The organism is Vibrio sp. KUL78, from assembly GCF_059725505.1.
In genome coordinates, this window is the sequence record NZ_AP045838.1 from 984541 (window position 1) to 997915 (window position 13375).

At 46.5% G+C, this 13375-nt stretch carries 10 protein-coding genes and 1 pseudogene; 5 read left to right on the forward strand and 6 right to left on the reverse strand.

Going from position 1 to position 13375, the window contains the following annotated elements; translation table 11 throughout:
* Positions 1 to 214: 214 nt before the first annotated feature.
* The 5 genes and pseudogenes from AC6I8Y_RS21025 to AC6I8Y_RS21045 form a co-directional block, all read right to left on the reverse strand.
* A complete protein-coding gene (locus tag AC6I8Y_RS21025; protein WP_042469920.1) occupies positions 215 to 637 on the reverse strand; it encodes a YMGG-like glycine zipper-containing protein in 423 nt (140 codons plus the stop codon).
* Between the two features lie 197 nt (positions 638 to 834).
* Positions 835 to 3282 (reverse strand): family 20 glycosylhydrolase, encoded by a 2448-nt coding sequence (locus tag AC6I8Y_RS21030; protein WP_498023009.1) that lies wholly within the window; start codon positions 3280 to 3282, stop codon positions 835 to 837.
* An 82-nt stretch (positions 3283 to 3364) separates the two neighbouring features.
* Complete coding sequence (locus AC6I8Y_RS21035; RefSeq protein ID WP_498023010.1) at positions 3365 to 4861, reverse strand: sodium:solute symporter family protein; 1497 nt, start codon at positions 4859 to 4861, stop codon at positions 3365 to 3367.
* A gap of 165 nt (positions 4862 to 5026) precedes the next feature.
* Complete coding sequence (locus AC6I8Y_RS21040) at positions 5027 to 5419, reverse strand: RidA family protein (RefSeq protein ID WP_006069083.1); 393 nt, start codon at positions 5417 to 5419, stop codon at positions 5027 to 5029.
* Positions 5420 to 5478: 59 nt separating this feature from the next.
* Positions 5479 to 6928: pseudogene (locus AC6I8Y_RS21045) on the reverse strand (N-acyl-D-amino-acid deacylase family protein).
* Between the two features lie 182 nt (positions 6929 to 7110).
* Here AC6I8Y_RS21045 and AC6I8Y_RS21050 point away from each other — a divergent pair.
* The 5 genes from AC6I8Y_RS21050 (at position 7111) to elbB (ending at position 11640) form a co-directional block, all read left to right on the forward strand.
* A complete protein-coding gene (locus AC6I8Y_RS21050; protein WP_498023012.1) occupies positions 7111 to 8379 on the forward strand; it encodes an amino acid deaminase in 1269 nt (422 codons plus the stop codon).
* Between the two features lie 10 nt (positions 8380 to 8389).
* The gene (locus AC6I8Y_RS21055) at positions 8390 to 9253 is read left to right on the forward strand and encodes a MurR/RpiR family transcriptional regulator (protein ID WP_042469910.1); all 864 of its coding nucleotides are present in this window, start codon (positions 8390 to 8392) and stop codon (positions 9251 to 9253) included.
* Between the two features lie 160 nt (positions 9254 to 9413).
* The gene (locus tag AC6I8Y_RS21060; RefSeq protein WP_252015425.1) at positions 9414 to 9635 is read left to right on the forward strand and encodes a hypothetical protein; all 222 of its coding nucleotides are present in this window, start codon (positions 9414 to 9416) and stop codon (positions 9633 to 9635) included.
* Positions 9613 to 10872 carry an alpha/beta hydrolase gene (locus AC6I8Y_RS21065; protein WP_498023014.1) on the forward strand — a complete coding sequence of 420 codons (1260 nt, stop codon included), beginning with the start codon at positions 9613 to 9615 and terminating at the stop codon, positions 10870 to 10872. The genes AC6I8Y_RS21060 and AC6I8Y_RS21065 overlap by 23 nt, the downstream gene beginning before the upstream one ends.
* Before the next feature lie 117 nt (positions 10873 to 10989).
* Complete coding sequence (gene elbB / locus AC6I8Y_RS21070; RefSeq protein ID WP_498023016.1) at positions 10990 to 11640, forward strand: isoprenoid biosynthesis glyoxalase ElbB; 651 nt, start codon at positions 10990 to 10992, stop codon at positions 11638 to 11640.
* 63 nt (positions 11641 to 11703) lie between these two features.
* On the opposite strand, the gene AC6I8Y_RS21075 is transcribed toward elbB, so the two are convergent.
* Positions 11704 to 13056, reverse strand: coding sequence for an alpha-amylase family protein (locus AC6I8Y_RS21075; protein ID WP_498023017.1), 1353 nt, complete (start codon positions 13054 to 13056; stop codon positions 11704 to 11706).
* Positions 13057 to 13375 lie beyond the last annotated feature (319 nt).

Sequence of the window (13375 nt, forward strand, 5' to 3'; positions counted from 1 at the left end):
GTGTTTTGGAGCACAAAAAAGAGGGAGAATAGACTTTGAAAAAGTTGGCATACATCATGCTTTATAAACTATGACTTCTTTTTTGAAGTCACCTAGCCAACTGACGTTGTTAGTGAACCGATTTGTTCACACTGTTTTCGGCCGATTGACTTGTCAATCGGCCTTTTCTTTGCGCGTTATTTAGTCTTGGCGTTTAAAACAGACTAGCGAGTTATTACCCTTGCTGACCAGGTTGAGATTCTTGCGCTTTTTCCATTTCTGCTAGCTTTTGCTCTAACTCACGGATACGAATTTCAGCCTCAAGCTCATCTGCACGCTTTTCAGCATCGCTGCGGTTATCCTGTTTAATACCGTCCGCCAGAGTTTCCGTACGACCAGTTTCACGAGAGTCTTCTAGATCTTTCATCGACCCGGCAACACCTCCAGCAACACCTCCGGCAACGGCTCCTTTGACCGCCAGATCAGGTTCACCCGTTAGAACGCCCATCGTTGCACCTAATAGTGCGCCTCCAGCTGCGCCTCGATTACGTGCTGCGTTCTCGTTGTCCTTATCGAAAGCAGGTGACGAACAGCCAGCTAGCAAAGCTAGTGTCGTAACAGCAAATAATGATTTAAGAGAAGTTTTGGTAAAAGTCATAGCAGTAATCTCGCAGTGGTTGTTTCTATGCCGCAGAGAATACCGATTTGACCTGTTGCAAGGAATTCACTTGTCGTTATTAGGCTGATAAGCGGTAGTTATCAGCTTATACCGAACGAGAGTATTCATAATAAACCGAGTATTGCTACTCGCAACACTCGGCATTCGGTTAATCAGCTCTGTAATTTAGTTATGATCTACTCAGAGAGAGCTTCCAACAACATTTCAGTTGGCTTAACGATGGCAACAATGGTTTCGTCTATGATGATCGCCGACTCGTTAATCATCGCTTGATATGCATTCGCACCTGCTTTAGAGATAGCCTCTCTAGCTTGCGCTTTAACGACTAGAGTTAGACCTAACTCCGCGATTTTCTTCGTCGCTTTCGTCACAGCGACAGTATCAACAGATGCGACGTTCGCAGCAAAGATAGGTTCAGCACCGATCGCAGCGTTTAAAACTGTCTGATAGTGACGCTCTAAAGCAGAGAGCACTTGCTTATCACCTTTATCAAACTGCTCTACAAGATCTCGCATTTCATAAACAGCATAGCTCTCAACGGGCAGTGCATCAGCGAAACGATTCAAACGTTCATGTTGATTATAAAGATCACCGTGATTTTCAGTTTGAATCCACTTCTCCCAGTTGCGAGCGTAGTACTGCGCAGGCTCAGTATAGCGAGCAAGTGTCAGTAATGGCGTTACATCGGCGCCATTCGCTAAACGCTGCATCATAACTCTAGAGTCAGCGTGATGGCGCATCCCCAGAGAGATCTCAGACCAACTATCGATAGCGCGCATGCGCTTATACATGCTCGCTTCATCGGTCAGTTCTTCGGAAGACCAAAATCGCTCAGCAATGGCATAGCTACGCGGCCAAATACGGTTTTCCATAGTTTGAGAGTTAATGTTTTCAGCCCAGACGGTGATTTCGCCACCAAGAATGAGCGACTGCTCTTCTTCAGTTAGTTCGGCTGGGTAACCACCGCTTGGCTCAGGTATAGTCGAGCCTGGCTGCGCAGAAGAAGCCACGATTTCACCCGTGGTTGGCCAACGAACGTTGCCAATAAGCTGATAGCTCCCTTCTGCAAGCTTGTCACCAGCCAGCTTCAGGTTAAACTCAGTATACGACATAAAGTTGTCAAAGTGCCCCTTGAAGCTCTCTCCTGGCGTGTACTCAAGAATTTCGACTTCAGTACGAGACTTACCGTTGTAGTCGGTAAACGCTCTGACGCTGCCATCTTTAGCTTGAATGATAGTGAGCAAGCCTTTACGTGGACCGCCTTTCGTACGCGGTTTTTCCCACTGATAGCTAACGAAACGCTCGCCTTCATGCAACGTATCATCGACCGTAATACCATGAGGCATTGGGTCATTGCGATAGTGATAGCTCGTCGGCTGAGGTTGGTCTAGGTAATAGCCCGTAGAGAGAAGTCCTTGATAGCCTTCTTTCGCAGCACGACCAATGCTGTCATGCCCACGCCAGCTTTGAATCACGATGGATTTTGGCAGATCTTTATGCCAGATCTCATCCCAGCCCGTCATCTTCTTGCCGCGCTCTTCAAGCATCTTCTCTACTTTCGCATTCAAATAAGACTGTAAGCCGCGCTCGCCATCGAGATTATTTTCTTTGATAAACGCTTGGATTTTAGGGTTCTCTTGCCATTGCTTATAGTTTGGCTCGTCACCGCCGATGTGGAAGTACTCATCAGGGAAGAGTTCGACCACTTCATCAAAGACACTACTCAACATGGTGTAAAGCTCAGGATTTGTTGGATCCATAAGCGGCTCAAATACACCCCATTCACGCTGCTTTGGGTAGCTTTGCTCCCCCATCCCAGACATTAGTTCAGGGTAAGCATGAGCAACTGCAGAAGCGTGACCAGGAAGTGAGATCTCAGGAACCACACGAATACCTAACTCACGAGCATAGTCAACAACATAGCGAATTTGATCTTTCGTGTAGTAATCACCATCCGTGGTTCTCTCCCAAAGCTTAGTGTAGTTATCCAGTTGAATGCGGATGCCTTGGTCATCCCAGATATGCCAATGGAACACGTTCATTTTCGCTGACGCCATTGCATCCAACTGACGCAGGATCACTTCCATCTCAATGAAGTGACGAGAGGTATCATAAGAGACACCGCGCCAGCGGAAACGAGGTTCATCTTCAATATAAATTGCAGGTACCGAGTAACCGATGGCATCCGTTTTGACAAGTTGAAGAATGGTTTCGATACCACGGATCGCACCGTATGGACGGTTCGCTTTTAGAACTATCTGCCCATTCTGTGCATTCAAGGTGTATGACTCATCAGCATTGATATCCTGAACCGCGGCTTTAGGCGCATCATCAATGTCGATGACCAAGGTCGCGTCGCTCGCACTTTCAGCCTGCCAATTCAGAGTCGGTAAACCCGTTTGACGCTCAAGGCGAGTGATAAAACGTTTTGCCGTCGCGTCAACGCGCTCTGAATTGTACCCTTTGATAAAAATACTGAAGTCTTTATCGATAACAACATTGCCCTGTTTCAATTCCACCATTTGAGGATAAGGCATTAAGTTCAGATCGGTATTTGGTGCCATAGCCCATGCCGTTGATGTTAGTGTTCCTGCAATTAAAAGAGATACCAGTTTCTTGTCCATGACCACTTCCTGAGAAAACAAAATTCAGACTAATTCGGTAGCGTCAGGGTGTTCGTATGCTACACCCTGACTAAGAGAGTGATTACTCTGTAATTGGCGTTGAAGTCGTGGTGTCCTTGTTGGACTCACCACCTTGCTCCATCTGTGCACGTTCTGCGTCTAAGATGGCTTGAGCTTCCTCTGGGGATACCATATTTCTTGGCGTGAACAAGCTTACTGCTACACCCGCAAGAGTCGCGACTGCAACAGATGGGATGACTGGGTTACCCCAGAATGCTGTTAGGCTTGGGCTGAGAATAACTGCGAATGAAGCCGCCGATGCACCAACAAGCGTCGCAATCGCACCCTGCCACGTGTAGCGCTTCCAGAAGCGACCCAACATTCCGCACACGAACATGCCTGACATCACCGTTGAGATCATCTTCGTGATGTAGCCGATAATGTCGTTTGACGTCAGTGCAAACAGTAGAGCAAAACCAATCACGACGATAAGCGCTAGCCTTGAGTAGTTCATCATCGATTCTTTATTTGGAACGCGGCCTGTAAACATGACATACACGTCACGCAATAGGATAGACACACCGGCAATCGCATCAGAGCTCGCGCTCGACATAGTTGCCGACAAACCTGCAATCAGAACGATCATGCCAATACCAACTGGTAGTACCGTTGCTGCAATGTATGGGAACGCGAAATTAGCATTATCTAGATTAGGGTCAATCGCATGCGCCGCCATACCAATAACCGCAGGGATGATTGAGAAGAACAGGTACAATACACCAGACAACACAAATGAACGGCGGATGGTCGATACGTTTTTACCTGAATAAATACGCTGACGGAATGAAGGCGTCGCCAAGACACCTACACCAACCACAACGGCTAATGAGATAGCTGGAATCAGACCGAGTTTTTCAATTGCTAGAAAGCTGGTCGCTGCTGGGTCCATCGCGGCGTAAAGGTTATCAAGACCACCAATGTGCTGCACCGATAGTACTGCCATCAAGATGAAACCAACAAAAAGAATGACGGCTTGAATTGTGTCAGTCCACACCACGGCGGTGTAACCGCCAATGACAACGTAAATCGTAAACGCGGCAGCAATAATGACTTTCGCAACATTAAGATCAATGTCTGCAATCCAAGCCAGATACATACCGCCACCCAAGATGTGGGCGCCTAGCCAACCAATAGAGGCAATAAAGATAAGAATACCGACCAGATTTTTCACCACGCGGTTTGCACCGACATAGTAGGACAACTCTTCACTCATGGTCATAAAATTGAGTCGACGAACAGGGGCAAACCAGAGTGCGAGTAGCAAAATACCAAGAGCGCCACCAATGCCATAGAGTGCACCAGCCCAACCGTTAGCGTAACCAAAACCTACTGCGCCCATACTTGAGCCAGTACCCACCATGGTCGCTACCGTGGTACCTAGTACCAAAAACAGTGGTAAGCCGCGCCCACCAAGTAGAAAATCTTCACCTGACTTTTGGTTGCGCGATACATACCAACCAAGCCAAATAAGAAAACACACATATATCCCGAATCCGGATAAGAATAGTGTACTGTTCATTGAACACCTCCAGAGAGATAAGCAACTTATATACTGCCTATCGTTTTACGTTATTTAATCTCGAAACGTAACTACACAATGTAATCACAATGTCATTATTATTTTTATTGATAAGGGCATCGCAAAATGCCCATTATTAAGTTGCGTGTAGATACGACTTTATATTTATCGACGATCTTCGCGATAGCAAGTCACGTCGACTTCTACTTTTACATCCACCACTAGGTCACAAACCATGCAGATTCGTGCTGGTGGATTTGCACCAAAGAACTCTTTGAATACTTTATTAAATGATTGGAAATAACGAGAATCTGTCAGTACCACTTTAACGTGCACAACATCTTCTAGACCGTAGCCCGCTTCTTCCATAATATCGACACAGTTCTGGATAGCCAGGCGTGATTGGTCAACAATACCGCCTTCCACAACTTCGCCATCTGTCATTGGTGTTTGGCCCGACACGTAAAGAAAGCCACCAGCCTCTGTTGCTCGAGCGAATGGTAAATGTTGTCCACCTGTACCGACACCACCTTCTACACCATAGCGTTTAATTGTCATTGTTTACTCCAGTTTTGTTACGTCTTATTTAAGTTTTACATTTCTTGAATTTGTATAATTCAAGAGCAATTAATTCCATCACGATATATAAATCGACCGAATCTTTCTTTGGCGACTAATTTATTTTGATAGCTAATATTTCCGTTAACTAATACACACTCTATTCCGTCTGCTACAGAAATAGGGGTTTCAAATGTCGCAGTATCACGAACATTATGTTTATTAAATAAAACCAGATCGGCGAATGCCCCTTCTTTGATTATTCCCCGATCGGATAGGTTATAGCGTTGCGCTGACATTCCCGTCATTTTATAAACCGCTTCCTCGAGTGGAAATAACTCGCGATCTCGACAGTAATGTTTCAATACTTTAGGGAAGGTGCCCCACAGTCTCGGGTGAGGATGTGGATCGTTCGGCAGTCCGTCAGATCCAACCATAGTAAGCCTGTGTTTAAGTACTCGCTCCACATCTTGCTCATCCATGCAGTGATATACGGCTCCCGCTGGTTGGAGAGTTTTAGCAGCGTCCATCAAAGGCAATTCCATTTGCTTGGCAATGTCAGCGAGAAGCTGACCTGCAAACTCAGGTTTAGATTCCGACCATGTAATAAAGATATCGAAGTCGTCAGTAACCTGTTTAAGGTCCAGAGTTGAAGAGCTTGCCGAATATGGGTAGCAATCGCATGAAACATCTTGATGCTCTGCCGTCTTTTCGAGCAGATCGAGCACCTCGACAGTTCTGCCCCAGTTACCCGCTCCAGCACATTTCAGATGCGAGATCACCACAGGAACACGAGCATGTTTGCCAGTTTCAAAGGCCTCTTCCATCGCATTTAAGATAGCCTCAAATTCAGTGCGCATGTGCGTGGTATAGATACCACCAAAATCAGCAAGTACCTCAGCCAAACGCATCACTTCACTCGCCGTCGCTTGCTTCGCACTGGCGTAAGCCAGACCAGAGCTCAAGCCCAACGCGCCCTCTGCCATCGCCTGACTCAGCGTGCTTCTCATTGATTGCAACTCGTCCTCGGTCGCCTCACGAAGTAGTTCATCCATCACGTTATTGCGAAGAGTGGTATGCCCAATCAACGCCGCAACATTCACCGCCGGCTGCACAGCTTCGACCGCCTTGGCATACTCTGCAAACGTTGGATACTTAAAATCTTCTTGTTTCCCTAGTAGGTTCATTGGATCAGGTGGTGCAACTTGAAGCGTCGCAGGCGAGGCACTGATCCCACAGTTACCGACGATAACCGTCGTCACCCCCTTGACTAATTTTCGGCAAGCAATCTGGATAGCGAATAACGTTAGTGTCATCGTGCGTATGAACATCAATGAACCCTGGGCTTAATACCTGCCCTTGCCCATCAATCACCAAACCCGCTTTTGAGCCTGCAAGATCACCGATTTTTGCAATACGATCTTGCTTAATTGCTAGGTCTGCATGGTAGGCAGGTCCATTGGTGCCATCGACGATTTCTACGTTTTTTATAATGATGTCGAACAACATGACCTTCTCTCTTATCTTCGCGCTTTCCATAAGAGGTATGTTAGAAATTAACCTGACAAAACTCAGTGACAAATTACACAAAACAACAATCAAAGTTTGATAGTTTCTAACATGATAAATATAATAGAAAACAACAACCATTAAATATCAATAAGTTATCCCATGTTAGTGCGAGACGAAAAATGAAGAACCCATTCACAAAAGATAGAAACAATCACAAAAAACAAGAACTTGATTATGCAATCGGTCACAAAGGCTTAGCGTGTAGTGAAGAAAAAAAGCAGAGTTATAGTTTAATCAATGAAGACATCAGCCTGCCGGCGGCAGTCATCAAACGCAGTCATTTGACGAACAATATGGAGTGGATGCAGAAGTTTGCTAACCATCATGGCGTGAAGCTTTGCCCTCACGGAAAAACCACTATGACGCCCGAGTTTTTTCGTCAGCAACAACAACATGGCGCTTGGGGCATTACGGTAGCAAGCGCCCCACAAGTTGAGGTCGCCGCTCACAGCGGTATTGCTAACATCATGATGGCGAACCAGTTAGTCGGCAAAGCTAACATGGCTTTGATCCACAGAATTAAGCGTGATACAGGCGCTAGGGTAATGGTTTGTGTCGATTCAAAACAAAACGTTGAGCAGCTGCAACACTACTTTGAGCAAACGGATCACACGATTGAAGTGCTGATCGAGTATGGGGTTGAGGGGGGGCGTTGTGGCTGCCGCACCGTAGAAGAAGTCACCGCACTTGCGCAGCTTATTGCAACGCTATCGCACGTTGAACTGGTTGGAATTGAGGTCTATGAGGGCGTTATTCATGGCGGAGACGAAGAGGCTCGTGTACGTCAGTTTCTCTCCAACACGCTTGGACTGGCGGCCAGCTTAGTCGCTGATAAGCTACTCCCCACTAAGCCAATTGTCACAGGTGCTGGTTCGGCTTGGTATGATGTCGTTGCCGAAGAGTTTGCTCACCTCGCTAACGTTGACGCTATTTTAAGACCGGGTTGCTATGTTATTCACGACACAGGTATCTACCTCGATGCGCAGCACAAAGTGATGCAACGCGCTGAGAAAAACCAAGGATTTGCCTGTGAGCTAGGGGGCGATCTTTCCTCAGCTTTAGAGGTCTGGGCTTATGTTATATCACGCCCAGAAGCTACCAAGGCGATTATTGGGCTAGGAAAGCGGGATGTAGCATTCGACGCAGGCTTACCCATCCCAGAGCGCATCTATCGCAATGGCGAAGCACTCAATATCAAAGACCTTGTAGCGACAGATGTGATGGATCAACACACATTTTTATCCATTCCAGAAGACTGCGATCTCCAAGTTGGTGATATGATTGCCTTTTCAACGTCACATCCTTGCCTGACGTTTGATAAGTGGCGGTACATTGCCATCAGTGACGACCAACATAACGTAGACCATTGGGTCGAGACGGCATTCTAGAGGGAACATTTTGAGCGTAGAAGTAGACATTATTTCTCAGATCACGGAGCGCTACAGTGCGCTTCGTGACGCAGAAAAGAAGGTGGCAGACCTGATCACCGACGATGTGAGCGGAGCCGCTAACGCAAGTATTACCGAGCTTGCAGAACAAGCAAGCGTCAGTGAAGCAACTATTACCCGTTTCGCCAAAGCAGTGGGATGCAAAAACGTACGAGACCTGAAAATCAAGCTCGCTCAATCACTTGCAGTGGGTCAACGCTTCATCATTGAGCCCCCAGTTCAAACTGGACACCAAGGTATTTATGAGTCGATCAAACAAGCTCTAGACATCAACCGCGCATTGATAAACGAAGCAGACGTCAGCAAAGCCGTGGAATTGCTACATTCGGCAAGGCAGATAATTGCTATCGGCGTTGGCGGAGGCTCAACCATCACCTCACAAGAGCTGCAACATCGTTTGTTTCGCCTTGGATACCCGGTCGTATCGTACAATGACGGTCTGTTAACCCGAATGGTGGCAGCGACGGCAGATGCCAACGACGTTATGGTGGTCATCTCAGCGACAGGTCACACTCCAATCGTGGTCGAAACTGCAGAAACCGCGAAGCAATATGGGGTTCCTATCATTGCCATTACCCCTTCAGGTTCACCACTGGCTGACTTGAGCGACATCGTGTTACCTATCGTTCATAAAGAGACCGACTTTATCTACAAACCCTCTGCATCTCGATACGCTATGTTGGCTCTTGTTGACGTGCTAGCCATGGAACTTGCCGTGAATCACAAGCGCCGTTCTCGCGACCGCCTACGCCGATTGAAGTTGGCTCTGGATACTCATCGTACGGGCAGTGATCGTCAGCCGCTAGGCGATTAAAGCTCTCCTAAAAAATTTCCCTCCTCCTAACAAACATGAACACCAATCTGACTGGGCGTTCATGTTTGGTTCATATTCTCTGTCGTATTATTTCGATATCAAGGAGAGATGCCATAAAGACTCATCCATTCTTACATTCGGTTTTTACAGAGAGGTCATTATGAAACAAGCACTCCTAACAATCAGCGCACTGTTTATCGGTTTTGTTGCAATGATGTTCAGCCTAATCATGGCGATTCCAATGGCGATTGCTGCATACATCACGGGCAACCGTATAAAAAAGCAGTTAGATAAAGAATTCGCTCGTCAGCGTCAGGCTCAAGGTCACTCAGCACAAGGAAATACGATAGAGGGTGAATATGAAGAAGTATCGTCCAAATGAATCTAAACGAGAGAAGCGATCACGCCACAAACGAAAGGTGGTGGCGTTAGCGTTCTATCTTGCTGCATTTGTTACAGCAGGCATCTTTGGCTGTTCAACCAAAAACGAAAACCCTTCATTTACGCATTCAACGTCACTACCTAGTTATCAACAAGATAGCTATCAAGGTTACGTGACCGCGACGCAGCAATGGCTCGCCGAAAATAGAGCCTATAAGTCTGACGATCATCAACTGGAAGTGGCTTTGAACAGCCCTTTTGAGGTCACTCCCAACAAACCTAACGGTGAGGCCGTTCTACTCGTGCATGGTTTGGGCGACTCCCCCTACTCTTTTCACGACATCGCACAGCATCTCGCTGATCAAGGCTATTTAGTCAGAGCCATTTTATTACCTGGCCACGGCAGCAAAGTGGGCGATCTTATCCTACCAAGTTTTGAAGACTGGCGAGGCGTCGTAGACCATCATACCGACTTACTATTAGAAGATTACCCAACGGTTTGGCTTGGTGGTTACTCCACCGGCGCAAATCTAGTCACCTCCAGAGCACTTGAAGATGATCGTGTTTCTGGACTCTTGCTGTTTTCTCCGGCTTTCCAGCCAACGTCAACTGCCGTTAAGTACGCAGGTTTTGCATGCCTGTTCATGCAATGGGCTGACCAAGACCCTGAAGACAATATGCTTCGATACAACTCGCTACCTATGAATGGTGCTGCTGTCTATTACGACACCGTGAGCGAAGTACAAAACAAGCTCGCTGCTCATGACTTCAGTAAGCCAACCGTAATGGTACTCAGTGAGGGTGACAGTGTTGTCGATACAGCCGCAGCCGTTGAATGGTTCAACCGTCAATTTCCAAACCCAGCCAATCGATTGATTTGGCAAGGAGAATCAGCCCCCAGTGGCAAGCGAGTTATCCAACAGTCGATGAAACTTCCGAAGTATCGCGTGTCAAATGGCTCTCATATGGGCATGCTATTCCACCCAAACAACCCCTATTACGGCACCAAAGGAACTGTGGCAATTTGCGACAATGGTCAATCTGAAGAAGGCTACAATGCGTGTCTGAGAGGCGAAGAGATGTGGTATTCGTCTTATGGGTATCAAGAGCCAGGGAAAGTGCACGCTCGGCTAACCTTTAACCCGTACTTCGAAGAAATGGCAGCGGTACTGGACTCTACGATGGCAGCAACCAAAACCGTCGATGCGGGTTCTTTGCAACACGCCTCTATTCGATAGAAGGACGCTGGTTGATATACTTTTGCTTGATAGAGCACAGAAAAGAAACAAGTAGCTCCAACCTTCTGTTAGATAAACTATTATTGATAAAAAACAGTCAACAGAGGTCATTGGTTTATGAAAAAGATAGCAGTAATTCTCAGCGGATCTGGCGTATTTGACGGTGCGGAAATTCATGAGTCCGTACTTGCGCTTCACGCTGTAGAAAAAGCAGGTGCCACTTGGCACTGCTTCGCGCCAAATGTTGAGCAGCTCCACGTGGTGAATCACCTAACAGGGGAAGCAACGGAAGAGTCACGAAATGTCCTTGTTGAAGCAGCGCGAATAGCAAGAGGCAATATCGAAGATGTCGCAAAGCTCAATGTCGATGACTTTGATGCTCTACTTGTGCCTGGTGGCTTTGGGGCTGCCAAAAACCTAACAGACTTTGCTATCAACGGTGCAGAGTGCTCAATCAACGCTGACGTTGCCGCTGCATGTCGTGCATTCAAGGATGCGAATAAACCTGCAGGGTATCTCTGTATCGCGCCTGTCATCATCCCAATGGTCTACCCAGAGTCAGTAAAAGGCACGATAGGTAATGATGATGGTACCGCAGCTGGCTTTAATGGCCTAGGTGGCCAACATGTTGATTGTCCAGTCGACGATATTGTGTTCGATGAAGACAACAACGTATTGTCGACGCCTGCTTATATGCTCGCTAATAGCATTTCAGACGCGGCAAGTGGTATCGAAAAACTGGTAACCAAACTCGTTGCTCTAGCTTAACCCAAAATCAAAAAAGCCCCTACTATCCAGCAGGGGCTTCCTCAATCAATATCTTTTCACTTCTCAAGCGATAGTTAGCACTTCAGCACTCATAGGCTCAATGTGCAGTGCACCACCAGCTTCAACGACTGCACCAGAGAAAATGGACGTCAGTGTCTTAGATTCATTCAGTGCGATCACTTTGCTGCGCGATGATTTATTGATGACGACTACACCATTATCGCCGCGACGGAAAGCGAGAAGATCTTCGTTTGCTTCAATCACCTCAGCACTTGATTCGTGTACTGTATTGTAAAAATGAATAAGCTTCGCCAGTTTAGGATCTTTCCAGCTATCGACCCATCTTGGTAAACCTTTCGCATTTTTGATCCCACTCGGATCGAGGTCACTGTAAATCAGCGGAACCCCTTCCCCGCGAGTCAAAATATAAACATATGCCAGCCATTCATCCGACTCTTCCATAACCATGTTGCTAAACACATCATTGTTTGGAATATCATGGGTAGTTACAAACGTGATAGAGCGCTCATGTGTTAACGCCTGACCAAAACAGTATGGGTCGATCAAGGATGTGAGACTGCCTTCTTTCGATGAAAAGGCGTCAAAAATAGTCTTAAACAACGGGAAGTCGTAAGCAGCAAGGCGCGTTTCTTCTAGATACGGCTGAAGGAATAGCTCGTACTCTTCTTCCGTCGCGCCGCCGTCGGTAATGATCTCACCGAATACGTGCATACCCTCAGTAATATCTTTGGTGAACACCTTTTTGATGTGCTCTAGCGTCAAATGCTTGGCGGCATCGATACGATAGCCACGTACGCCAAGGTCTTTCATAGCTAGCAAGTAAGCTTGCTGCTGCGCAATCACGTGATCGCTTGTTCTGAGTGTTGGTAAACCTGGATCCTCTGGACCACCAGTAAGACGACCATTTTGAACTTCCCAGCGATCCTTCCAGTTTTCAATACCAAACGCTTCAACAAAATCTTCTTCAGTAAAAAGTGGCTTGCTTAGATCGCCAAACAGCCTCTGCTGCTCAAAGTAAGTCGAATGCTCTTGATAGTTCGCCATATCTTGAGCACTAGGATACTGAAGGTCGAGCCTTTGACTCGATTCATTCGCCATATGATTAAAGACCACATCAATATAAACCCATAAGCCGAGTTCGTTGAGGGCATCCATCATGGCTTTGAAGTCTTCGGTGTTACCTAGCTTGTTATCGATAACACGATAGTCTTGCGGCTGGTAAAGCTGCCACCAGAGGACCTCTTTCTCGCTTCGATATGACTTCATTGGCGGTGAGACCAGCACTGTCTTGTACCCACAAGCTTTGATTTCCTGAGCTCGCTCAGTTACCAATGCATATGGCCAATCGAACGCATGAAGAATCACGTTACTCTGACTAGTGGTAGTGTTAGACATTTGAATCGCCTTTGTTATTTGGAATTACGTCAATAAAGACAAATTATAGTGACTGGGGAAACGTAGGGCTCATCCCCCGACCGCTTTCTCTTGTATTAGAAAGTAGGCGTAGATAAAAATTTAAGATGATATTTTAGAGTATCTCTAAAGTTATCTTCATAACACTATGAAATATAAATATATTTCTACCTGCATAAGAAACATTTTGTCACACCAGTTACGAAATAGTTAAATCTCCAGCTTCCTAAGCCGTGAGCCGTGTCACAGCATGTATCGACATAACTGGACCTAAATACCAACTCTGTCAGATACAAAAAAG